This window comes from Arthrobacter sp. UYP6, from assembly GCF_040547315.1.
Classification (GTDB): domain Bacteria; phylum Actinomycetota; class Actinomycetes; order Actinomycetales; family Micrococcaceae; genus Arthrobacter_B.
Map to the genome: position 1 here is coordinate 23,020 of NZ_JBEPPM010000010.1, position 22,321 is coordinate 45,340.

The 22,321-nt window shown below is 65.1% G+C and carries 22 protein-coding genes; 3 read left to right on the forward strand and 19 right to left on the reverse strand.

The annotated features are described in order from the left end of the window. Window positions 1-33: 33 nt before the first annotated feature. The 4 genes from ABIB35_RS09930 to ABIB35_RS09945 are packed head-to-tail and all read right to left on the reverse strand — an operon-like array spanning window position 34 to window position 4,233. A complete protein-coding gene (locus ABIB35_RS09930) occupies window positions 34-624 on the reverse strand; it encodes a hypothetical protein (RefSeq protein WP_354181020.1) in 591 nt (196 codons plus the stop codon). A gap of 57 nt (window positions 625-681) precedes the next feature. Further along, window positions 682-2,040, reverse strand: a complete 1,359-nt coding sequence (locus ABIB35_RS09935; protein WP_354181021.1) for an MATE family efflux transporter — start codon at window positions 2,038-2,040, stop codon at window positions 682-684. A 2-nt stretch (window positions 2,041-2,042) separates the two neighbouring features. Continuing rightward, a complete protein-coding gene (locus ABIB35_RS09940; RefSeq protein WP_354181023.1) occupies window positions 2,043-3,332 on the reverse strand; it encodes an MFS transporter in 1,290 nt (429 codons plus the stop codon). A gap of 25 nt (window positions 3,333-3,357) precedes the next feature. Beyond that, the gene (locus tag ABIB35_RS09945; protein ID WP_354181025.1) at window positions 3,358-4,233 is read right to left on the reverse strand and encodes a DUF4031 domain-containing protein; all 876 of its coding nucleotides are present in this window, start codon (window positions 4,231-4,233) and stop codon (window positions 3,358-3,360) included. A gap of 127 nt (window positions 4,234-4,360) precedes the next feature. Here ABIB35_RS09945 and ABIB35_RS09950 point away from each other — a divergent pair, with 127 nt between their 5' ends. Both ABIB35_RS09950 and ABIB35_RS09955 read left to right on the forward strand, forming a co-directional pair. Continuing rightward, complete coding sequence (locus ABIB35_RS09950) at window positions 4,361-5,464, forward strand: WD40/YVTN/BNR-like repeat-containing protein (RefSeq protein ID WP_354181027.1); 1,104 nt, start codon at window positions 4,361-4,363, stop codon at window positions 5,462-5,464. Then, window positions 5,464-5,757, forward strand: a complete 294-nt coding sequence (locus tag ABIB35_RS09955) for a MoaD/ThiS family protein (protein ID WP_354181029.1) — start codon at window positions 5,464-5,466, stop codon at window positions 5,755-5,757. Before ABIB35_RS09950 ends, ABIB35_RS09955 begins: the two co-directional genes overlap by 1 nt. A gap of 102 nt (window positions 5,758-5,859) precedes the next feature. On the opposite strand, the gene ABIB35_RS09960 is transcribed toward ABIB35_RS09955, so the two are convergent. Further along, complete coding sequence (locus tag ABIB35_RS09960; protein WP_354181031.1) at window positions 5,860-6,630, reverse strand: transglycosylase family protein; 771 nt, start codon at window positions 6,628-6,630, stop codon at window positions 5,860-5,862. Window positions 6,631-7,044: 414 nt separating this feature from the next. On the opposite strand from ABIB35_RS09960, the gene ABIB35_RS09965 reads away from it, so the two are divergent. Continuing rightward, complete coding sequence (locus ABIB35_RS09965; protein ID WP_354181033.1) at window positions 7,045-9,030, forward strand: APC family permease; 1,986 nt, start codon at window positions 7,045-7,047, stop codon at window positions 9,028-9,030. A gap of 61 nt (window positions 9,031-9,091) precedes the next feature. Here ABIB35_RS09965 and ABIB35_RS09970 read toward each other — a convergent pair whose 3' ends face one another. From ABIB35_RS09970 to ABIB35_RS10035, 14 genes are all read right to left on the reverse strand, one after another. Then, the gene (locus tag ABIB35_RS09970; protein WP_354181035.1) at window positions 9,092-9,754 is read right to left on the reverse strand and encodes a hypothetical protein; all 663 of its coding nucleotides are present in this window, start codon (window positions 9,752-9,754) and stop codon (window positions 9,092-9,094) included. A 90-nt stretch (window positions 9,755-9,844) separates the two neighbouring features. Next, window positions 9,845-11,227 carry a replicative DNA helicase gene (gene dnaB, locus ABIB35_RS09975; RefSeq protein WP_354181037.1) on the reverse strand — a complete coding sequence of 461 codons (1,383 nt, stop codon included), beginning with the start codon at window positions 11,225-11,227 and terminating at the stop codon, window positions 9,845-9,847. A 577-nt stretch (window positions 11,228-11,804) separates the two neighbouring features. Then, entirely contained in the window at window positions 11,805-12,254 is a 450-nt protein-coding gene (gene rplI, locus ABIB35_RS09980; RefSeq protein WP_354181038.1) for a 50S ribosomal protein L9, read from the reverse strand. 18 nt (window positions 12,255-12,272) lie between these two features. Next, the gene (rpsR, locus tag ABIB35_RS09985; protein ID WP_003800144.1) at window positions 12,273-12,512 is read right to left on the reverse strand and encodes a 30S ribosomal protein S18; all 240 of its coding nucleotides are present in this window, start codon (window positions 12,510-12,512) and stop codon (window positions 12,273-12,275) included. A 146-nt stretch (window positions 12,513-12,658) separates the two neighbouring features. Next, window positions 12,659-13,228, reverse strand: coding sequence for a single-stranded DNA-binding protein (locus ABIB35_RS09990; RefSeq protein WP_354181039.1), 570 nt, complete (start codon window positions 13,226-13,228; stop codon window positions 12,659-12,661). A 33-nt stretch (window positions 13,229-13,261) separates the two neighbouring features. Continuing rightward, window positions 13,262-13,615, reverse strand: a complete 354-nt coding sequence (gene rpsF, locus ABIB35_RS09995; protein WP_152220935.1) for a 30S ribosomal protein S6 — start codon at window positions 13,613-13,615, stop codon at window positions 13,262-13,264. A gap of 206 nt (window positions 13,616-13,821) precedes the next feature. Continuing rightward, a complete protein-coding gene (locus ABIB35_RS10000; protein WP_354181042.1) occupies window positions 13,822-15,096 on the reverse strand; it encodes a M18 family aminopeptidase in 1,275 nt (424 codons plus the stop codon). A gap of 177 nt (window positions 15,097-15,273) precedes the next feature. Beyond that, on the reverse strand, window positions 15,274-16,158 hold the full coding sequence (locus ABIB35_RS10005; RefSeq protein ID WP_354181043.1) for an ABC transporter permease: 885 nt from the start codon (window positions 16,156-16,158) through the stop codon (window positions 15,274-15,276). Window positions 16,159-16,162: 4 nt separating this feature from the next. Continuing rightward, on the reverse strand, window positions 16,163-17,116 hold the full coding sequence (locus ABIB35_RS10010; protein WP_354181045.1) for an ABC transporter ATP-binding protein: 954 nt from the start codon (window positions 17,114-17,116) through the stop codon (window positions 16,163-16,165). A gap of 163 nt (window positions 17,117-17,279) precedes the next feature. Continuing rightward, a complete protein-coding gene (locus ABIB35_RS10015; RefSeq protein ID WP_354181047.1) occupies window positions 17,280-18,134 on the reverse strand; it encodes an ABC-2 transporter permease in 855 nt (284 codons plus the stop codon). Continuing rightward, window positions 18,131-19,084: an ABC transporter ATP-binding protein gene (locus tag ABIB35_RS10020; protein ID WP_354181049.1), complete on the reverse strand. Its 954-nt coding sequence runs from the start codon at window positions 19,082-19,084 to the stop codon at window positions 18,131-18,133. Before ABIB35_RS10020 ends, ABIB35_RS10015 begins: the two co-directional genes overlap by 4 nt. Window positions 19,085-19,113: 29 nt before the next feature. Beyond that, window positions 19,114-19,956, reverse strand: coding sequence for an ABC transporter permease (locus tag ABIB35_RS10025; protein ID WP_354181050.1), 843 nt, complete (start codon window positions 19,954-19,956; stop codon window positions 19,114-19,116). Next, window positions 19,953-20,996, reverse strand: coding sequence for an ATP-binding cassette domain-containing protein (locus ABIB35_RS10030; protein ID WP_354181052.1), 1,044 nt, complete (start codon window positions 20,994-20,996; stop codon window positions 19,953-19,955). Before ABIB35_RS10030 ends, ABIB35_RS10025 begins: the two co-directional genes overlap by 4 nt. Window positions 20,997-21,080: 84 nt before the next feature. Then, on the reverse strand, window positions 21,081-22,307 hold the full coding sequence (locus ABIB35_RS10035; RefSeq protein WP_354181054.1) for an MFS transporter: 1,227 nt from the start codon (window positions 22,305-22,307) through the stop codon (window positions 21,081-21,083). Window positions 22,308-22,321 lie beyond the last annotated feature (14 nt).

Below are 22,321 nucleotides of genomic sequence, written 5' to 3' on the forward strand. Positions count from 1 at the left end.
GTTCTACAGTAGGTAGAACCGGAGTTTTCCAGTTTACGGCTTTTGCCGGGCCGCCGCTGCCGGCTGTGACCGGCCCTGCGAACGGGCGTCCCAGCGGGCGCCGAGGCCCGAGGTTGCCAGCATGACGGCAATGATGATGGCTGAACCGCCGGTAACTCCCAGCATGGCGTGCGCACCGAGGCCCATGAGCTGCACCACCACTAGGATGATGGCGGTTCCCAGGCTCACAACTCCCGTGATCAGCCAGTCCCGGGCTGGCAGGAACGTTTTGCGGGCCGTGGTCCAGAGATAGAGTTCGACGGCGCCGCCCACCACCAGGGCAAGGCCGGCTGCCACGCAGAAGACTTCAACGGACCGCAGGGCGAGGATTGCTACACCGGCTGCCGCGTAGACGGCGGCTTCCAGCAGCTGCAGGCTGCGGATCCGCGCTTCTGAGCCGGTGCCCGCAAGGACAGCCATCCGTGAGACGGCGAAGCCCGTTACCAGCAGGTACAGGCCGCCGGCCGCGGAAAGAACGCCGACGCCCGGCGACTGCCAGAAAACGGTCAGGATGCCGAACGCAGCCGCCGTGGCGGAACGTAGGAGGATGGGTACCCACGGGGTGCCGTGGTTGGAATCGCCCACTGCCGAGCCTCCGCTTTCGTGTCTGAAAATCGTGTGGCCGGTTGGCCACCCACCAGCTTAGTCGCTCGCGGTGCCCGGCGCCGCCCCCGTGACCATCCACACATCCTGACGGATACGCCAGGACAGTGTCACCGCCCGTGCGCTCATGTAGGCCAGCGCGAAGGCGGCCCACAGCCAGGCGATGCCGCCGGGACCTTCCAGTCCCGAAACATGCACCCACCACAACAGCGGCAGATAGGCCGCCAGGTTCAGCATGCCCGTAACGGCCAGGTACCGTGCGTCACCGGCGCCAATGAGCACGCCGTCGAGCACAAATACCAGTCCGCAGATCGGCTGCGAGGCCGCCAGCACCCACAATCCGGCGGTCAGCGCGGACTGCACACCGGCGTCGGACGTAAAGATCCAGCCGGCGAAGGGAGCCGCGGCGGCCAGCAGCCCTCCGGTGATGACCCCAAAGCCCACGCCCCAGCGGATCATCCGGCGGGTGAGTTCCCGCGCCACGGTCCGGTTGCCGGCACCGAGCTCCTTGCCGATGAGCGCCTGCGCGGCAATGGCCAGCGCATCCAGGGCGAAGGCGAGGAAAGTGAAAACGGTCATGACCAGCTGATGGGCGGCAAGGGACTGTGCCCCCTGTGCGGTGGCTACCAAAACCGCTGCCAGCACCGCCAGACGCAGGCTCAGCGTACGCAGCATCAGCCAGGAACCCACCCCCGCGGTGGCGCGGATACCGCGGACTGCGGGACGCAGCGGAATCCCCGCCTCCCGCGCCATGCGCCCCACCAGCACCAGATAGACGGCGGCCATTCCCCACTGGGTGATGCTGGTGCCAAGAGCCGAGCCCGCAACTGAGAGGTTGAAGCCGTACACCAGCAGATAATTCAGACCGATATTCACCCCGAAACCAACGGCGGCCACAGCCAGTGGTGTCCGGGTGTCCTGCAGTCCACGGAGCACACCCGTGGCCGCGAGCACCACCAGCATGGCCGTCAGCCCGGGCATCGAATATTGCAGGTAGTCCACGGCGAAGGTGTGCACCTCGCCGGTGGCTCCCATGGCCGTGGCAAGGGCCGGTGCGGCCAGAATGCCGGCAGTGGAGAGGAGCACGCCCGGAATCAGGGCCAGGCCAATGCCGTCCCGCCCCGCGGCTACGGCCTCGGCGTGCCGGTCCCCGCCCAGATGGCGGGCCACAGTTCCGGTGGTGGAGTAGGCCAGGAAAACCATGAGCCCGACGGCGGTCTGCAGCACTGTGGAGGCCAGCCCCACGCCGGCCAGTTCATTAACACCCAGGTGGCCGACAATGGCGGAATCCGCGATCAGGAACAGCGGCTCGGCTATTAACGCCCCCAGTGCCGGGACGGCCAGAGCCAGGATTCGTCGGCCCAGGGCCGCCTCGGAAGTTCGTGCTGAAGTGCCCACCTTCACAGCTTACGGTCCGGCCGGAGCGTAAGCCGCGCCGGAAGCGTGCCGGAGTTCGACGCCAGCACGGTTGTGGCCACGGCGGCAGCCAGAATCATCAGCACCCCCACAAAGGCACTCAGCCCGGCCCATCCCCAGTTCTGGAAAAAGATGCCGCCCACCCAGCCCAGCACGCTCGAGCCCACATAGTAGAAGAGGTTGTACAGCGACGAGGACTGGGCCCGCCCCGTCGTCGCCAGAAACGGAGCCCAGCCGGAGGCAATGGAGTGTGCAGCGAAGAATCCGGCCGTGAACACCACCAGCCCGGCGATCACCGCGGGCAGCCAGGTTGCGAGCGTCAGGGCAAGTCCTGCAGCCATGACGGCGATCGAAACCAGCAGCACCGTCCTGCGGCCCCCGCGAGCGGACAGCCGGCCGGCCAGGGTCCCCGCTGCCCGCGAGGACCAGGTGCCGGCAAGGTAGGCCAGGAACAGGAAGCTGGCCACGCTTTGCGGCAGCCAGAACGGCGCACCGCCCAGCCGGAAGCCCAAGTAGTTGTACACCGCCACGAATCCGCCCATCAGCAGGAACCCCTGCAGATATAGGCTGACCTGCCGCGGATCGCGCAGGTTCAGCAGCAGCCGCCCGCCAAGCCCGGGCCCCGGATCGGAGCGGCGCAGCGCCGAGAAACCCTGCTGTTTCGGTGCGGTCAGCATGAAGACGACGGCGGCTCCCGCGGCCAGGAGACTGACAGCGCCCACGCCGATCCGCCAGTTGGCGGCGTCGGCCACCGGGGCGGCGACGATGCGCCCGGCCAAACCGCCGATCGTGGTACCCGAGACGTAGCTGCCGGCGGCGACGGCGGCATGGACCCGGGAAACTTCCTGGCTGAGGTAGGCCAGGGCGACGGCGGGGATTCCGCCCATCGCTGCGCCTTCGGCGAACCTCAGTATCAGCAGCACCGGCAGGTCCGGACTGAACGGGACCAGCAGTCCCAGCACGACGGCGGCGATAACTGCCAGTCGCATCACCGGCAGCCGGCCAAAACGGTCTGCTGCGGCGGACCAGGGAATGACGGCGGCGGCCAGGCCCAGAGTTGCCGCCGAGACCGCCAGTGCGGCCGACGAGGCGCTGATGTCCAGGTCCCTGGCCATCCCGGGCAGGACACCCTGCACTGAGTAGAGCTGCGCGAAGGTTGCCATGCCCGCCGCGGCCAGGCCAACCTGCACGCCGCGGTAGCCACGGCTGCCCTTCGGATGCCCGGCCCAGGGCTGATCCGCGTTGCCGTCCGCTCCTGCTGTCCCCTTTTGCACCCTCAAACTCTAGGCCCAAACCGGCTCAGGTCCGTTGTGGAAGCACCACTTCGGACAGCAGATTACTGCGCGCCTGCTCGCCCCAGCGGTCGCGGGCGGCAGGGGAGGAAAACAGTGGGTCCAACGCCAGGAGCTGTGCCACCACACGGCGGCGGCCTGCGGCGAAGGAGTCGTCGTCCAGATGTGCGTACTCGTGCCGGACATCGGCGAGGTAGCGGCGGTAGGCTTCGGGGCTCCGGCCCAAAACAGACAGGTCTGCGTCGCAGAGCAGTGCTCCGGCGGCGTCTTCCGGCTCCGGCCGGTGTCCTGCCGTCAGCCGGACCAGGCGCTGGACCTCGCGGATCTCACGATCCGGACTCCCGGCCTCGCCGAGCAGGGTGCCGGCAAGCACAGCAGAGCTCTCCTCGTCGTCGGCGGTTCCGCGGTACACGGCGTCGTGGAACCAGGCGGCCAGCAGCACCGTTCTCGGCGGCGGTCCCGTCGAGAGCAGCTCCGCTGCCTCCAGGACAGCAAGCAGGTGGCGGCGGTCGTGATACCGGCGGTGCGGTTCTCCCCAGCGGTTGAGCAGCTCAGCCCCGATCCCGCGGGCGCCGGGCAGCAGCGCCTCCCAGCGCGCCAGCAGCGGATGCACCAGTGATGCGCTGCGTTCGCGCGCCTTGACCCGCAGGCCGCTGCGGATCAGCAGGCGCACCAGCGTACCGCCGTCAACCTCCACGGCTCCCCCGACCACCAGATCGCGGTAGCGGCGCACCGGCACGTCATAGTGGTCCAGGTCGAAGGCGCGGGCCGCAATTCCTGCAGCAGCCGCAAAGCCATGCAGCTCGGCCAGCGACGTGTCGGAGACCAGGTGGGAGAACATCGTGCCGTGGGCCGGCCACAGCGGCGGGTCGATGTAGATCATCGGGCCACACACCCGAACGGAAACTCGAAAGACATATTCCATACCTACCGGACGGAAGCCGGTATTTCCACGCCGGAAATTTCCGGCGGACCTTGCCTACACCTTGTACCCGTGGTCGAATACCTGCATGAATGAAGGGGACACCGCTGTCCTGGCCATCGGCACGCGCAAGGGCCTGTGGCTGGCGACCAGCACAGAACGGCGCACATGGAACGTTGAGGGGCCGCATTTCCTGATGGATGAAGTTGCCTCTGTGGCGATTGACACCAGGGGGGCAGTTCCGCGGATTCTCGCCGGCATCATGAACTGGCACTGGGGACCATGCGTGGTCCATTCCGATGACCTGGGGCAGACCTGGAGCGAGCCGGAGGACGGCGCCGTCCGGTTTCCGGCAGACACCGGAGAGGCGCTCGCCCGGGTCTGGCAGCTGCAGCCGGACAGCACCGGGCGGCCCGGGGTGGTCTGGGCCGGCGCCGAACCCATCTCCGTGTGGAAGTCCATCGACGGCGGCGAGCACTTCGAGATGAACCAGCCTTTCTGGGACCATCCGCACCGCAGCGGCTGGGGTGCCGGTTTTGGCGGCGCCGCCGCGCACACCGTGCTGCCCAGTCCGGATGATGACACCGTGCACGTGGCGATCAGCGCCGCCGGCGTCTACCGCACGGACGACGGCGGAGAGTCCTGGGCCCCGCGCAACACCGGCATCAGCGCGTACTTCCTGCCCGACCCCAACCCGGAGTACGGCCAGTGCGTGCACAAGGTGGCCCGGGACGCCGGCGACGTCCGGCGCCTGTATGCCCAAAACCACCACGGCGTGTACCGCACCGACGACTCCGGTGATTCCTGGACCTCCATTGCCGAGGGGCTGCCAGCCGATTTTGGTTTCGTCATGCTGGCGCATCCCACCCGTTCCGGCACCATTTGGACCATCCCGCTGAAGGCCGACGGTGAGCGCATTGCCCCGGAGGGGCATCTGGCGGTGTACCGCAGCACAGACGCCGGAGATTCGTGGACGCGGCTCGACGAAGGGCTCCCCGAAACGGATTTCAATGCCGTGCTCCGCGACGCCGCCGCGGTGGACAGCACCGAGCCTGCCGGTGTGTATTTCGGTACCCGGGGTGGACAGGTCTTCGGCAGCGCAGACGAGGGGAACACTTTTTCCTTGGTTGCCGGCAACCTCCCCGACGTGCTGTGCGTACGGGCGGCCATTGTGCCGGCCGGAGCACTCTGATGGCCGCCGACCCGGTGCGCATGGTTCTGCCCGCTGCGCTGTCAGCCGTAGCCGGAGGACACCGCGAGCTGGTCCGCCCTGCGGACCCGGGGCTGACGGCCGGCGCGCTCCTGGACGGGCTGGCCACTGACTATCCGCGGCTTGAGCGCCGGATCCGGGACGAGGCGGGGCGGCTGCGCCGGTACGTGAACGTGTACATCGACGGTGAGGAACTGCGCACCCTGGACGGCCTGGCCAGCGCGGTGCCCCCGGGCTGCGAAGTCCTGGTCTTGCAGTCCGTGGCCGGCGGTTGAACGGCAGCTGCGTTAACGCGGCAGGCGCCCCGCCGATGGCGGGGCGCCTGCACACTTAATTTCCGTTCCGCGGTTGTGCTGCAGATCCGCTGTAGCCCGTCGTTAGGCCGGCAGCTGCAGAACCTGGCCGGTGAAGATCAGATCCTGATGGATAACCGTGCCAACATTGGCGTTGTAGAGGGCCTCCCAGCCGCCTTCAATGCCCAGCTTCTCCGCGATGCTGGAGAGCGTGTCGCCGGCCTGGATGGTGTAGGTCTCACCGCTCACGGCTGGCGCAGTGGTCTGCACAGGCGCGGTCTGCTGGACCTGCGCCTCGGGCAGCACCTGCGTCTGCGGCACGGTAACCTCGGGGGCAGCCGGGGCTTCAGGCACGGTGTAGGTCTCGGCGGGAACGATTTCCTGTACCGGAGCCTCAGCTTCCTGTACCGGAGCCTCAGCAACGTATTCCTGAGTGGTTTCCGGAGCGGTGTACTGCTGGGTCTGCTCCGGAACGGTGGTCTGGCTCTGGGTGCTCACCGAACCGGTGGCACCGCCGGACAGGCCGAGCTTGGCGGAGCAGGCAGGCCAGGCGCCCCAGCCCTGGCCGGCGAGTACATTCTCGGCCACAGCAATCTGCTGTTCACGGCTGGCGGACGTGGGATCGCCGGTGCCGCCAAAGGCAGCCCAGGTCTCCGGGGTGAACTGAAGCCCGCCGGAGAATCCGTTCCCCGTGCTGGTGCTCCAGTTACCGCCGCTTTCACACTGTGCAAGTGCATCCCAGGTGCTCGCGTCAGCGGCCTGGGACGGTACTGCGGTCAGGGCAACGCCCGCACCGGAGATTGCTGCAATAGCGAGTCCGCGGCGAACGTTTCGGCTGATCTTAGACTTGGTCATGTGGATGAGCTGCTCCCAGGGCCCACCTGCGTTCCACCCTTCCCAGGGCTTCGCAACGCCGTCGCCAACCCCTTGACTTAGAGGTCATGGTTCCGGTGCCTGACGATGTGGCGACGTGTGGTGGCTCGAGGCACCGAGCGTTCTGCGGCTGCACCTGGAACGGTGCTAGCCTCCATACCGGGAGTTCGATACCCGGCGGGGTCCGTTTTCCGAACCGTTAACCACGCTAAAACAAGTCCCGCTAGATAACAAATAGGTATCGATCACACCATCGTGTGGCGTGGCCCCCAAAATCCAGTCACATGCCTGCTATAGAGGGGCTCCTGCCCACCGGACGCGCAGAGAGCCGTGTCGGAGGTCACGGACAGCACCCCTTGTGGACAGCACCCACCGGCGGGTCTAGGGTTTGACCTCGTGCTCACATTCTTCAATGCGCTCAAACGCATTCTGGTCGGGCGACCCTACGGCAACGAACGGCTGGCGCACACCCTGCTTCCCAAGCGCATCGCGCTGCCGGTCTACGCTTCCGACGCCCTCTCGTCTGCGGCTTACGCCCCGGACGAAATTCTGCTGACCCTGGCGCTGGCCGGCGTCACTGCGGTGACGCTCTCACCCTGGGTCGGACTGGCTGTTATTGTCGTCCTCCTCACAGTGGTGGCCTCCTACCGGCAGAACGTGCATGCCTATCCTTCCGGCGGCGGTGACTATGAAATTGCCAGCACCAATCTGGGTAAGCCGGCCGGGCTGACTGTTGCTTCGGCGCTACTGGTGGACTACGTGCTGACGGTCGCCGTATCCATGTCCTCCGCCTCCCACTATTTAGTGACAGCGGTTCCTGCCCTGAACGGACAGCAGGCACCCGTTGCCGCCGTCGGCGTGGCTGTTCTGGTCCTGGTCAACCTGCGCGGCATCCGGGAGGCCGGAGCAGTGTTTGCTGTCCCCACCTATGTCTTCATGGCCTCGGTGCTGGGTATGTGTGCCATTGGCGCCTTCCAGGCGGCCACCGGCAACCTGGCCCAGGCCCCGTCGGCCGGCTTTGATCTGGTGCCGGAATCGGGACTGGACAGCGGGCTGGTGGGATTGGCCGGAGCGTTCCTGCTGCTGCGCGCCTTCTCCTCGGGTGCGGCGGCCCTGACCGGGGTGGAAGCCATCAGCAACGGAGTTCCCACCTTCCGCAAGCCCAAGAGCACCAACGCGGCCAGCACACTGCTGCTTCTGGGCGGAATATCCGCGGCGATGCTGGCGGGCATTCTGGCGCTGGCCACCGCCACCGATGTCCGTGTGGTCCAGGATCCGACCACCCAGCTGACCTTCAACGGCAGCCCGGTGGGCCCTGAATATGTGCAGCACCCGGTCATCAGCCAACTCGCGGAGACCATCTTTGGCGACGGCAGCCTGCCCTTCTACATCGTGATCGCCGCCACCGGCCTGATCCTGGTCTTCGCCTCAAACACCGCTTTCAACGGATTCCCCGTGCTGGCCTCCATCCTTGCCAAGGACGGTTTCCTGCCGCGGCAGATGCGCACCCGCGGGGACCGGCTCGCGTTCAGCAACGGCATCGTGGCCCTTGGCGTGGGCGCGCTGGTCCTGATTCTCGTTTTTGATGCCGACGTCACGCGCCTGATCCAGCTCTACATTGTGGGGGTGTTCGTCTCATTCACCGCCAGCCAGTTCGGCATGATCCGGCACTGGACAGCACGGCTGCGCACGGAACGAGACCGCGACGCGCGGCACAGAATGAAACGTTCCCGGGTCATCAATGCCGTGGGATTCGGCATGACGGCGCTGGTCCTGGCCATCGTCCTGGTCACGAAGTTCACCCACGGCGCCTGGATTGCCCTGCTGGCCATGGCCGGGCTGTATCTGCTGATGTTCTCTATCCGTTCGCACTATGACTCAGTGGCCCGGGAGCTGGCCGTGGATGACGGTGCGCAGGGCCTTGCGCTGCCCTCACGGGTCAATGCCGTGATCCTGGTGTCCAAGGTCCACAAACCGGCTCTCCGGGCGCTTGCCTATGCCCGGGCATCGCGTCCTTCGAGCCTGAACGCCATCATTGTGGATATCGACCCCGAGGACACCAAGCGGGTGATGGAGCAGTGGGAGCGGATGCAGATCCCGGTACCGCTGACCGTTCTGTCTTCCCCGTACCGCGAGACTGTGTCCCCCGTGCTTACGTATCTGCGCGAGGCCCGGCGGCACGCTCCCCGCGAGCTCTTTGTGGTCTATATCCCCGAGTACGTGGTGGGGCGCTGGTGGGAGCAGCTGGTGCACAACCAAACAGCCCTGCGGATTAAGGCCCGCCTGCACTTTGAGCCGGGCATCATGGTGGCCAGCGTTCCCTGGCAGCTGGCCTCCAGCAGGGACCGGGACGCCACACCCACGCCGGGTTCCGGGCTGTAGCGGCGCCAGGCACCGCTACAAAGGCCATGCTGCCGGGCGATGCAGGAGCAACCCCAAAGGATCAGCCGTCCGGATCGGTGCGGGCCTCGGTGGTCAGTGCGGGGTCGGACGGCTGGCCGCGGCCAGCAAGGACTGACCGGTAGGCGTAGTCCGTAAGGCGGCCTTCAGCGCGGGCCCGAACCACTTCTTCAAAGGAGCGGGGTCCCGGTTCGCTGCTGTAGGGGAAGTGGATCAGCTCGGCGACCAGTTCCCATTCCTCGGCGATGCTGTCAATGAGGTCAGCGGGGGTTTCCTCCGGTCCGGGGCCGCCGCCGAGAACGGTCCACGCCTCCTGCGGAACACGGTAGGCCTCCAGCCGTTCCAGGTCCGCTTCCAGTTCTTCGAGGGACCCGTACTCGGTCTGGGCCTCGGGCGGAACGGAGCCGTCCGGCGTCGCCAGCTGGCTCACGAATCCGGTCTCCAGCGGGAAGACGGAGGTTGGCACCGGCTCACCTTCCTCCAGGTAGGCGGACAGCTGCGAGGGCATCCAGTACCAGGCATCGCCCTGGTCGGCGCCGCCGGGCTGGCTCCGCTCGCTGATCCAGCCGCGGGCCGTGAGCAGCGCCTCCCCTTCGTCGCTGACAAAGCTTTCAGTGTTGGCGAAGAGCAGGTTGGTCTCGTGCTCGGTGCGGCGGGCCTGCTTCTTCTTGGCGGCTGCCTTCTTGCGGGGCTTTGACGTGGGCACGGGACTCCTTGGATACGGCTGTTCAGGGGAAGCGGCCGTGACGGACCATGAAGGCGCAGACCGGCAGCACCAATTCTAGTCGCCGGGAACCTAGAAGCCCGAGCCGCCCTCCACCGCCATGTTGGAGAAGCGGGAATAGTGTCCCTGGAATCCCACGGTGATGGTCTTGGTGGGGCCGTTACGGTGCTTGGCCACAATCACATCGGCCTCGCCGGCGCGCGGGGATTCCTTGTCATAGATGTCCTCGCGGTGCAGCAGGATCACCATGTCGGCGTCCTGCTCAATAGAGCCTGATTCACGCAGGTCGGAGATCATGGGCTTTTTGTCGGTGCGCTGCTCGGAACCACGGTTCAACTGCGAGAGGGCAATAACCGGAACCTCAAGCTCCTTCGCGAGTAGTTTCAAGGCGCGGGAGAACTCCGAGACTTCCTGCTGGCGGGACTCCACCTTTTTGCCTGAGGACATCAGCTGCAGGTAATCCAACACCACCAGTTTGAGGCCGTGACGCTGCTTCAGTCGCCGGCACTTGGCCCGGATTTCCATCAGCGACATGTTCGGACTGTCGTCAATGAACAGTGGAGCGTCGTTCATCCGCCCCATGGTGGTGGCGATCTTGCCCCACTGTTCGTCCTTGATGGTTCCCTTGCGAAGGTCCTGCAGTCCGATGGTCGCCTCAGCGGAGAGCAGGCGCATGGCAATTTCGTTGCGGCCCATTTCCAGCGAGAAAAAGACAGTGGTCATATTGTTCTTGATTGCCGCGGAGCGGGCAAAGTCCAGGGCGAAGGTGGACTTTCCAACGGCGGGACGGGCGGCGATAACGATCATCTGGCCGGGGTGCAGTCCCTGGGTTAGTTCGTCGAGTTCATAGAAGCCGGTCGGCACGCCGGTCATGCCTTCGCCGCGGTGGCCGGCGGATTCAATCTCATCCACCGTGCCCTCAATGATGTCCTTCAGCGGAACGTAGTCCTCTGCCGTACGGCGTTCCGCCACGGCGTACACCTCGGCCTGAGCGGCGTTGACGATGTCATCCACTTCCATGCCGTCGCTGGAGTAGCCCAGCTGGACAATCTTGGTGCCGGCATCCACGAGCCGGCGAAGGACGGCGCGTTCGCGGACAATCTCCGCATAGAAGCCGGCGTTTGCGGCGGTGGGCACCGACTGGATCAGCGTGTGCAGATAGGCCGGGCCGCCGATGCGGCCGATCTCGCCGCGCTTGGTCAGTTCATCGGAGACGGTGACGGCGTCAGCCGGTTCGCCGCGGCCGTAAAGATCGATGATGGCTTCGAAAATGGATTCGTGGGCCGGACGGTAGAAGTCGATTCCACGCAGCACCTCGACAACGTCGGCGATGGCGTCCTTAGAAAGCATCATGCCGCCCAGGACGGACTGCTCGGCAACCAAATCCTGCGGGGGCGTCCGTGTGAAGTCGGAGCCCGAGCTCGATACCGGTGAGTCAGTATGCGTGAGCGACACTGTTTATCCCTTTCCCAAGGTACTGCTGTGGTGCGATCCCTGCCCGGTGGGCAGCTGATTCAGTTCTATCCCGCCGCGGTGACACTTTGAGGTGCGGCGGCCGCCGGTACATCGACACCTGCCCGGTAACGGGCACGGAGTCGAGCAGAAGGGATTCACCCGCAACCGTAGTCGCGAATCCGCCTCCTCCCAAACGAGTTATCCACAGCCCCTGTGGACAAGATGTTCATAACTGGGCGTGTCTTGTGCACAGGTTGGGTATAAGGGTGTGGATAAACTATTGATTCTGAGTCCAATATGGCTCTGACGTGCGTAAACGTTCATCCACACCTGTGTATATCTAGTAATTTTTCCCAACATTCAGCCCATACCTACAGGTTGACAGATGCCGGAAACACGCCTATGGAGGGGAGTTATCCCCGGGTTTGGGGGGATTTTCCACAGCTGATATCCACAAGGAGCCCACTGGACCTGCTGTAACCGCTTGTGTGCCCTCCAGAGACGCAAAAGCGCCCCCCGCCACTAAGGGCGGAGGGCGCATCAGCCGGATACGCTCAAAGGCGTATCAGTGACCGTGCTAGCTGGCTACGACGTTGAGGTCGATGACAGCAGCGACGTCGTCATGCAGACGGACGTTGGCCTGGAAGGAACCAACCGACTTGATGTGCGTCGGCAGTTCAACCTTGCGCTTGTCGATGGCGCCGAGACCGGCAGCTTCAACAGCAGCGGCAACATCGGCGGGCTTGACGGTACCGAAGAGGCGTCCGGACTCGCCGGCCTTGACGGTCAGCGTGACCGGCTTGGCGGAGAGTGCAGCAGCCTGCTTCTGAGCATCTTCCAAGGAAGCGTGCTCGCGGGCGGCGCGGGCAGCCTTGATGGACTCAACCTGCTTCTCGCCACCCTTGGTCCAGGTCAGAGCGAAACCGCGGGGCAGCAGGAAGTTACGTGCGTAACCGTCCTTTACCTCGATGACGTCGCCGGCAGCGCCGAGACCGGTTACTTCGTGGGTCAGAATGAGCTTTGCCATGAGTTAGGTTCCTTTCCTTTAGCCGCGGCCAGCGCCGGAGTACGGCAGGAGAGCAACTTCACGGGCATTCTTGATTGCCTGTGCAATTTTGCGCTGTTCCTGCACGGTTACGCCAGTTACGCGACGAGCGCGGATCTTTCCGCGGTCGGAAATGAACTTGCGCAGCAATGCTACGTCCTTGTAGTCGATGACAGTGATGTCAGCGGCCTTCAAGGGATTGGACTTTGGTTTGGGCTTGCGAAGTTCAGCCTTAGCCATCGTGGAGCTCCTTATGTCTAGTGGAGCCCGTGGATCATTCCACGGGATGGGCTCGACGGCGAATGCCGTCTGAGGTTGCACCCGGAGGCGCAGGGTGAAGAGATGCACGTTCCCTGTGAAGGGAGGCGCCGCTCTTCGGTGGAGATTTAGAAGGGCGGATCGTTGGAATCCGGTCCGTTACCCCAACCGCCGGCGTTGCCGCCGCCTGCCGGAGCACCCCAGGGATCTTCGGCCGGTGCAGCCTGAGGCTGCTGCTGGCCTCCGCCCCATGCAGGGTTGGAATTGCCGCCGAAGCCGCCATTCCCGGAGTTTCCGCTGTTACCGCCAAAGCCGCCGCCACCGCCGCCGGAGCGCTGGGTGCGGGTGACCTTTGCGGAGGCGTACCGGAGCGAGGGGCCGATTTCATCGACCTCAAGCTCCATCACGGTGCGCTTTTCGCCTTCTTTGGTTTCATACGAACGCGACTTCAGGCGGCCCTGGCACACAACACGCGTCCCCTTGGTCAGGGATTCGGCCACGTTCTCAGCAGCTTCGCGCCAGACAGATGCGCGGAGGAACAGCGTTTCGCCGTCCTTCCAGTCATTTGACGTGCGGTCGAAGGTCCGCGGAGTCGAGGCAATGGTGAAGTTAGCCACTGCCGAACCTGACGGCGTGAACCGGAGTTCCGGATCATTCGTTAGGTTGCCGACGACGGTAATAGTTGTCTCGCCTGCCATGTTGCCTCCTGATATCGGTTTGGTTTGCAGAAACTACTCTGCGGAAACCTTTGCAGCTTCAGCCTTTGCGGCCTTCTTGGCATCCTTCTTCGAGATCTTCTGCTCTTCCGGGCGGATGATCTTGGTGCGCATGATGGTCTCGTTCAGGCTCAGCTGGCGGTCAAGCTCAGCAGCAGCAGCAGGCGTCGCGGTGAAGTTAACCACTGCGTAGATGCCTTCAGCCTTCTTCTGGATTTCGTAGGCGAGGCGGCGACGGCCCCAGATGTCCACCTTGTCGATGGTTCCACCATCGTTGCGGACAACATTGAGGAACTTGTCGAGCGAAGGCTCGACTGTACGCTCTTCTACCTCGGGGTCGATGATAACCATCAGTTCATAAGCACGCATTTGTGAACCCACCTCCTTTGGGCTATACGGTCACGGCATTTCCGTAACAGGAGGTTCTTTTGCGTTGTCGTCCCGCCGGCCCTGGGTGACCAGGGGGCAGGAAAAGCGTCGGCAAGGCCGACAGCACAGACTTAACTAGTCTACCGGACACCGGCAGGTGATTCTGACGCTCCCGCCGGCACCGGCATCCCGTCCGTGGCGAACCTTTACCCGGTGAAGAACACTTCGCTCACCCGGGCCAGGTAGAAGGGATCCTGCACGCCGGCCATCTCACGGGCGGAATGCATGGACAGCAGCGGAATGCCAACGTCCACTGTGCGGATACCCAGGCGGGTAGCCGTCAGCGGCCCGATCGTGGAGCCGCAGGGCATTGAGTTGTGCGAGACGAACTCCTGGTACGGAATGCCGGCCTGCCGGCACAGCCGGGCCCAGCGGGCAGCACCGGGGGCATCCGTGGTGTACCGCTGGTTGGCATTGATCTTCAGCAGCGGACCACCGTTGAGCACCGGATGGTTGGCCGGATCGTGGCGTTCGGCATAATTCGGATGGACTGCGTGTCCGGCGTCGGCGGAAATACAGAAGGACGCAGCGAAGGCCTGCTGCCGGTCCAGGTCCGAGGCACCCAGCCCGCCGGAGATCCGCTTCAGGACGTCTTCCAGGAACGGCCCCGCGGCTCCGGAGCGGCTTCCGCTGCCCACCTCCTCGTGGTCAAAAGCAGCCAGCACGGCGATGGAACCGTCCGTCTTCTTCTCCGCGGCGGCGATCAGGGCCGCCAGTCCGGCGTGGACCGAGGACAGGTTGTCCAGCCGTCCCGAGGCGAAGAACTCATTCTCGGCGCCGAAGGTCCGCGGCTCCTGGGTATCCGCAGCGACAATGTCATACCCGCCAACGTCCTCCGCGGAGAGTCCGGCGCGGGCGGCCAGCAGTTCCAGCAGGTCAGCGGCCGAGGGGTCCCCCAGCCCCCAGACCGGGTTCATGTGCTGCTGTTTATCCAGCTTTAGGCCCTCATTCACGGCCCGGTCCAGGTGGATGGCCAGCTGCGGGAAACGCATCAGTGGGCCGGTTTCCACGAGGTGTTCCTCGCCGTCGAGGGTCACCAGCCGGCCGGCCAGCTGCAGCTCACGGTCCAGCCAGGAGTTCAGCAGCGGCCCGCCGTAAACCTCCACACCGGCCTGCAGCCAGCCCAGCCGCCCGGTGGTGGGACGCGGCTTGAGCTTGAAGGACGGCGAATCGGTGTGGGTGCCCAGAATGGAGAAACCCGTTCCGCGGCCTGCCTCCGCCGGAACGACCCAGGCGATGAGAGCTCCGTCCCGAACCACCAGGTACTTTCCGGGCTCGACCGGCCAGTGCCGGTCCTCGCTGAGTTCGGTGAAACCGGCCGCCGTGAGGCGGCTCGCGCCCTCGCGGGCCGCATGGAAGCTGGAGGGGGAGGCGCTGACAAAGGCGCCAAGGTCATGGATGTGATCCGCTGCATCAGACATACTCCGATTCAACCAGAGCCGGCTCTGCGAGCGTAATAGCTGTCAGAAACCATGCAAAACCGGCCGGTTAAACACGGAAACTCCCCGCTGTGGAGGAGTTTCGATGTCCCGCAAAGGGTTCCGGGAAGGAGGCTGCGGCCGTTCTTCCGCGGCCTCCCTGCCCGAAGGATGGGGTCCCTAGACGTCGCGGCGCTTGGTGACGATCAGGGAGATGATGAGCAGCGCGGCGGCCCAGGCGGCTAGGACGAGCCCGCCCTGGAGCTGGGTCAGGTCGCCCTCGGCGGTGGCATTGGCCATCACCAGCTGGGTTCCGGCGTTGCTCGGCAGGAAACGTGCAGCGTCAGGAATCCAGTCGGCGATACCTCCGACAAGCTGGACCACCAGCGGCAGCACAAAGATGATGCCAATCGCGGTCACCACTCCCCCGGCAGTGTTGCGCAGCAGCGTGCCAATCGCCATGGAGAACACGGCTATCAGCGCCAGACAAGTGCCGGTGTTCAGGATGCTGGCGAGCACACCTTCGTCGCCCATCGCGAGGTTGAGGTCGCCGCTGCTCAGGATCGGCTGAGCTACGAAGAAGGAAATGAACGCGGCGCCGGCCCCAATGACAAAGGAGATCACGGCAAGGATCAGGGCCTTGGCCAGCAGTGCAGGGATTCGCTTGGGTACGGCGCTGAAAGTGGAGCGGATCATGCCTGTGCCCCACTCCGAGGCGATCAGCACCACGGCCAGGGAGGCGATCAGCAGCTGTCCGAAAAACAGGCCGCTGGCAGGAATTTCGGTCACCATCTCACGGAAGATCTGCGGATCACCGAAGGCCATTGCATCCTCGGGCGAGTCCGAGGAGCCAATCATGTCCAGGATGGAAACGATCTGCCAGGCGCCCAGGGCCGCCAGCCCAACCATCACCACCACGGTGATCGCCAGGAGGATCACGGTGGAGGGGACCGTAGTGACCTTGATCCATTCGGACTTCAGGATCCGGGAAAAGTTCAGTCCGGAGCCGGCCGCCGCGGCCTGCTGAGATGCGGTGTGCTTATGGGTTGTTGTAGCGGTGCTCACGGTTCTAGTTCCCCTTCCCGGAGACGGTTCCCGCAGGAACGGGATCCAGCGGCAGGTCCTGGGACCGGTATTCGACGTCGTGGCGGGTCAGTTCCATATAGGCATCCTCAAGGGAAACCTGCCGGGGCGTCAGTTCATAAATCAGGATTTGCCGGGCCAGGGCGGCCTCGGCAATGCTGCGCGGATCCCTGCCGGTGACTTCCAGCAGGTCCGGTTCCAGCTGTGTGAACGTGGTTTCGCGGTTCTCCAGTTCCCGGCGCAGCTCATCGGGCTGATCGGTCCGAACCAGGGTCCGATGCCTGTTGCCTCCGTCAATGATCTCCGTGATGGGAGCATCTGCAATGATGCGGCCGCGGCCGATAACGATGAGGTGGTCCGCGGTTTGCGCCATTTCGCTCATAAGATGCGAGGAAAGGAAGACTGTGCGGCCTTCAGCGGCCAGTCCCCGGGCCAGATGGCGCACCCAGAGCACACCCTCGGGATCCAGCCCGTTGACCGGTTCATCCAGGATGACCGTGTGCGGATCCCCCAGCAGCGCCACTGCAATGCCCAGCCGCTGGCCCATACCGAGCGAGAAGCCGCCCACGCGCTTTTTCGCCACCGGAGTCAGGCCGGTGAGTTCAATAACCTCGTTGACGCGGTTGGTGGAAATGCCATGTGTGGCGGCCATCGCCCGCAGGTGGTTGTACGCGCTTCGCTTGGTGTGCACTGCCTTCGCGTCCAGAAGGGCCCCAACCTCGCGAAGGGGGGCTCGGTGCTGGGCGTACGGCTTGCCGTTGACCAGGACTTTGCCGTGAGTAGGGCGGTCCAGGCCGACGATCATGCGCATGGTGGTGGATTTTCCGGCCCCGTTGGGACCTAGAAAGCCGGTGACCTTGCCCGGCTGGACGGTAAAGGAAACGTCATCGACGGCCGTTTTGGCGCCGTAGCGTTTCGAGAGGCCGAGTGCCTCGATCATGGTGATCCTCACATTGGGGCGGAAGTGGATGCTGGGGTTCTCCCACCCTAGGGGACCGCCGGGTTGCAAGGACCCTACCAGAGGATGATTTCAGGACTTTTCCGGGGTCCCCCTTGGGGATGACTCAGGGATGACCCTGAGTTTGTCATATCCGCGGCAGCGCTTAGACGTCCCGTTTTTTGAGGACGACGACGGCGGCAGCCAGGAGCACCAGCGCCCAGCCGGCGAGGATCAGCCCGCCTTCGCCCTGGTTGAACTGGCCCGGCTGGATCCGCGTCGCGACGAGTTGGATGGCAGCATTGCTCGGCAGGAAACGAGCAGCATCGTCTACCCAGTCCGCAAGCCCGGACAGCAGGCTGGCAATGATCGGAAGGACAAACAGCGCACCCACTAGCGTCACCACTCCCCCGGCGGTGCTGCGCAGCAGGGCACCGATGGCCACACCCATAATCGCAGTCAGCGCCAGGACCGATCCGGTGTTCACAATGGACGGCAGGACCCACTCAGTGTCCAGCCCAAAGCCCAGATCCTGCGTGTTCAGGATCGGCTGGGCCACCAGATACGCGGCAAACGCCGAGAGGGCTCCCACAACAAAAGAAACCACTGCAATCACAAGAGTTTTGGCCAGAAGGGCAGGAGTGCGGGTCGGCACGGCCACCATGGTGGTGCGGATCATTCCGGTGGTGTATTCACTTGCCATCAGCACCACGGCCAGGGCAGCAATCAGCAGCTGCCCGAAGGGCAGCCCTGACGCCGGGACGTCATAGGCCAGGCTCTGCACGGAGGAATCGAATCCCCCGGGCGGGCCCGCGGCGGGGTCACTCACCAGCTGGGCCGTACCCCAGGCAACCAGGGCACCCAGGCCAACCATCACCACAAAACTCACGGCCAAAAGGATGACGCTGGAGGGCACCGTGACCGTTTTGATCCACTCCGAGTGCAGGACCCGGGGAAATGTCACGCGGCCGGATTCCGGCCTGTCGGCCGGGGGTGCGGGGGAAGCTGCGGAGGTGCTCATGCGGTCCGTCCTTCCGGCGCCGGCGCGGATCCGGTGGGCTGGTTCATCTGCTGCGACTGGTATTCAACCTCGCCGCGGGTCAGCTCCATGTACGCGTCCTCGAGGGATACCTGCTGCGGGGTGAGCTCGGTGATGAGAATGCCGCGGGCCTGCGCCGCTTCGGCAATGGTGCGGGCGGCCAGGCCAACCACCTGCAGGACGTCCGGCCCTGCCCTCTCCACGTCCACCCCGGGGGACCCGATGGCGGCCGCCAGCCCCCCGGCGTCGTCCGCGCGCACCAGGACGCGTTCCTGATTGCTGCCGGCAAGGACCTGCTCAATCGGGGCGTCAGCCAGGATCCTGCCGCGGCCGATCACAATCAGGTGGTCCGCCATGACAGCCATTTCGCTCATCAAATGCGAGGAGATGAAAACGGTGCGGCCTTCGGCCGCCAGGCCCCGGACCAGGAACCGCACCCACTTCACTCCCTCCGGATCCAGCCCATTGACCGGTTCATCCAGGATCAGGGTCTGCGGGTCTCCCAGCAGTGCTGCCGCAATGCCCAGCCGCTGGCCCATGCCCAGGGAGAAACCACCCACCCGCTTCTTTGCCGCCGGCCCGAGACCTGTCAGCTCAATAACCTCATTGATGCGGGCGGTGGAGATGCCTTCGGTGGCGCCCAGTGCCCGCAGGTGGTTGTAGGCGGTCCGCTTGGGATGGACAGCCTTGGCCTCCAGCAGGGCACCCACTTCATGCAGAGGTGCCCGGTGTCGGGCGTACGGTTTCCCGTTGACAATCACCGTGCCGGCGGAGGGGTGGTCCAGGCCGACAACCATTCTCATGGTGGTGGATTTTCCGGCACCGTTAGGCCCCAGGAATCCGGTCACCTTACCCGGCTGAACAGAAAAGGTGATGCCGTCGACGGCGGTTTTCTCACCAAAGCGTTTAGTGAGTTCGTGTGCCTCGATCATGGGATGTCCTCACAAGGGAACGGACGGGCCTACCTGGAGCTCACCGACGCAAACTTCCGCACGGCAAACGGAACAAAGACCAGCAGCATCACCGCCGATCCGATCAGAACGGTAGCAATGGCGTGCTGCATCGGCCAGGTGTCGGGCACCGGAGTGGTACCCAGGTTGCCGAACAATTCCCGCACTGCCTGCACCAGGGCGGAGACGGGGTTCCAGTCCGCGAAGGTGCGCAGCGGCTCCGGCAGCGTGGAACTCTGCACAAAAGCGTTGGAAATGAAGGTGATGGGGAACAGGATGATGAAGGAGGCGTTGTTGATGGTTTCCGGCGTCCGGACGCTCATGCCCAGCAGGGCCATGACCCAGCTGAAGGCGTAGGAGAAAAGCAGCAGCAGTCCAACGGCGGCCATGAAGGAGGGGAAATTGGTGGTGACCCGCCAGCCCACCAGCAGGCCGGTGCCCATCATGATCAGCATGGAGATGCCGTTGAGGGCCAGGTCCGAGTTGGTCCGCCCGATCAGCACCGCCGAAGGGCTCATGGGCAGGGTGCGGAACCGGTCGATGATGCCTTCCTTCAGATCCTGCGCCATGGCGGCGCCGGAGAACGTGGATCCGAAGACAACCGTTTGGGCGAAGATACCGGCCATCAGGTACTGGGTGTAGTCGGTGCCGGCCACGTTAATCGATCCGCCGTAGACCTGGCTGAACAGCAGCACAAACATGATGGGCTGAAGGACGGCAAAGATGATCATGTCCGGAGAGCGCTTGATTTTGATCAGGTTGCGCTTGGTGACGGTCCAGCCGTCAGCGGCCCAGTTGGCTGCGGTTGATGTGCCGCCGGCGGCGGCGGGAATTCGTACGGCTGCGGCGCTCATCGGCGGGCTCCTTCAGTGTCCTTGGCTGCCTGTGGCTCCGGCTCTTCCTCGGCGGGGCGGCCGGTGAGCTGCAGGAACACGTCATCGAGCGTGGGCCGACGGATCCCGGCGTCGTGCAGCGCTATCTCCTGGGCCTGCAGGTCAGCCAGAATCAGCTGCAGGGACGCCGGGCCGTTCTGGACGGCCACCTCCAGCGTCCGGCCGTCGTCGGCGGTGTGCGGTGCACCCGAACCGTGGCGGGCAAGAATCCGCCGTGCCGAATCGGCGTCGTTCCCGTCCATCAGTGCCACCGCAACGCTGTGGCCGCCAATCCGGGACTTCAGCTGGTCCGAGGTGCCCTCGGCAATAACGACGCCGTGGTCAATGACTGCAACGCTGTCCGCGAGCTGGTCCGCTTCCTCCAGGTACTGGGTGGTCAGCAGCAGCGTGGTTCCGCCCGCCACCAGGTCCTTGATGACCTGCCACAGGGCCAGGCGGCTGCGCGGATCCAGACCGGTGGTGGGTTCATCCAGGAACAGGACCCGCGGGCTGTTCACCAGCGCGCCGGCCAGGTCCAGGCGCCGGCGCATACCGCCCGAGTACCCCTTGACCGGGCGGTTGCCGGCGTCCGTGAGTTCGAACATGTCGATCAGTTCCGCCGCGCGAGTCCGTGCCTGCCTGGCGGGCAGATGGTAGAGCCGGCCCACCATCCGGAGGTTTTCCTGGCCGGTGAGATTCTCATCGACTGCGGCGTACTGGCCCGAGACACCGATGATCCGCCGCACTTCCTTGGGCTCCTGCAGCACATCGATGCCATCGATCATGAGCGTGCCGGCATCCGGCCTGATCAGGGTGGTGAGGACCTTAACGGCCGTGGTTTTCCCGGCGCCGTTGGGACCCAGCAGCGCCATGACGGTGCCTTCCGGCACGGCAATATCCAAGCCGTCCAACGCGCGCACCGGCCCCGACTTGGACTTATAGACCTTAGTGACCCCCTGCGCCTGGATCAGCGCGGAGGCGGGGGCAGGGCGCCCCGAAGGAGGAGTTGAGGAAATGAACATCGTCCGAACGTAGACCGTGCGCCAAGCCACCGGAACCCCCATTGCGGACAGTTCCGGTCCGCGGGTCCGTGGGCCCGGACCGGGTCAAGACATTTTGGCCGGCACGTGTTTTTGCTCTGCGGCAGCCGGGGCAAAAATGATCGACAGCAGCATGGCAGCTCCCACCACCAGCAGGGAATTGCGGATCCCCCAGTGTTCGCCGAGGAAGCCCAGCACCGGCGGACCCACAAAGAAGGCGGAGTAGCCGATGGTGGAGACCACGGAGACCCGGGCGGCAGCGTGTGCCGGGTCCTCTCCGGCGGCGGACATTCCCGTAGGGAAGCCCAGCGCCGCCCCGATTCCCCACAGCACGGCGCCGACGGCGGCCAGCGGGAGGTTGGGCGCCAGGACAAAGAGCAGCAGCCCCACTAGGGAGGCGCTCATGCACATCCGCAGCGCCGGCACCCGGCCCACCCGGTCGATCAGCCGGGCGCCGAACCAGCGAGTGAGGGTCATAGCGGCCACAAAGACCGCAAACATGACGGCACCGGCGGATTCGCTGGTTCCCAGCCCGTCCACGGTCGCTTTGGCCACCCAGTCGTTGGCGGCGCCCTCGGTCAGTGCGGCGCCCAGGACCACAACGCCGATCAGCAGCGTGCGTCCTTCCTTCCAGGCGCCAAAGCGGGAAGGCTTCACGGGCGCGCCGGCGGCATCGGTGCGGTGAACCGCGTGGGAAACCTGCAGGAAGTTGCGCGGCACTATGAGCACCACAATGCAGACAATGGTGAGGATGGCCAGCAGGTGCAGGGACAGCGAGACGCCGAGCGACGACAGTCCGGCGCCAATCAGGGCGCCCACAAAGGAACCACCGGAGAACGCAGCATGGAATTTGGGCATGATATTCCGGCCCAGCCGGCGTTCCACGTCCGAGCCCTCGAGGTTCATCGCGACATCCCAGCCGGCAATGCCGACGCCGAAGACCAGCAGGCCAGCTGCGGTCAGCGGAATCGACCCCAGATACAGGCCCGCGGCGATGATCAGGGAGGCGGCCGACGTCGTGACTCCCCCGGCGCGCACGGTCCCGGCGGTGCCGATCCGCTGTGCCACCGACCCGGCCAGCGGAAGTGCCGCCACGGAGCCGATGGCCGAAAAGAGCAGCAGCAGTCCCACACCGGCGGCCCCGATGCCGAGGTCCTGGGCTGCGGCCGGAATGCGGGCAGCCCAGCTGGCGAAGACCAGGCCGTTGAGGCCGAAAACCACAAAAACGGCGATAAGTGCCTTGCTGAGTACGGTGTCTTGCAGGGCAGCGTCAGTCGGGTTCTTTTCGGTCACGGCACCATTGTCTC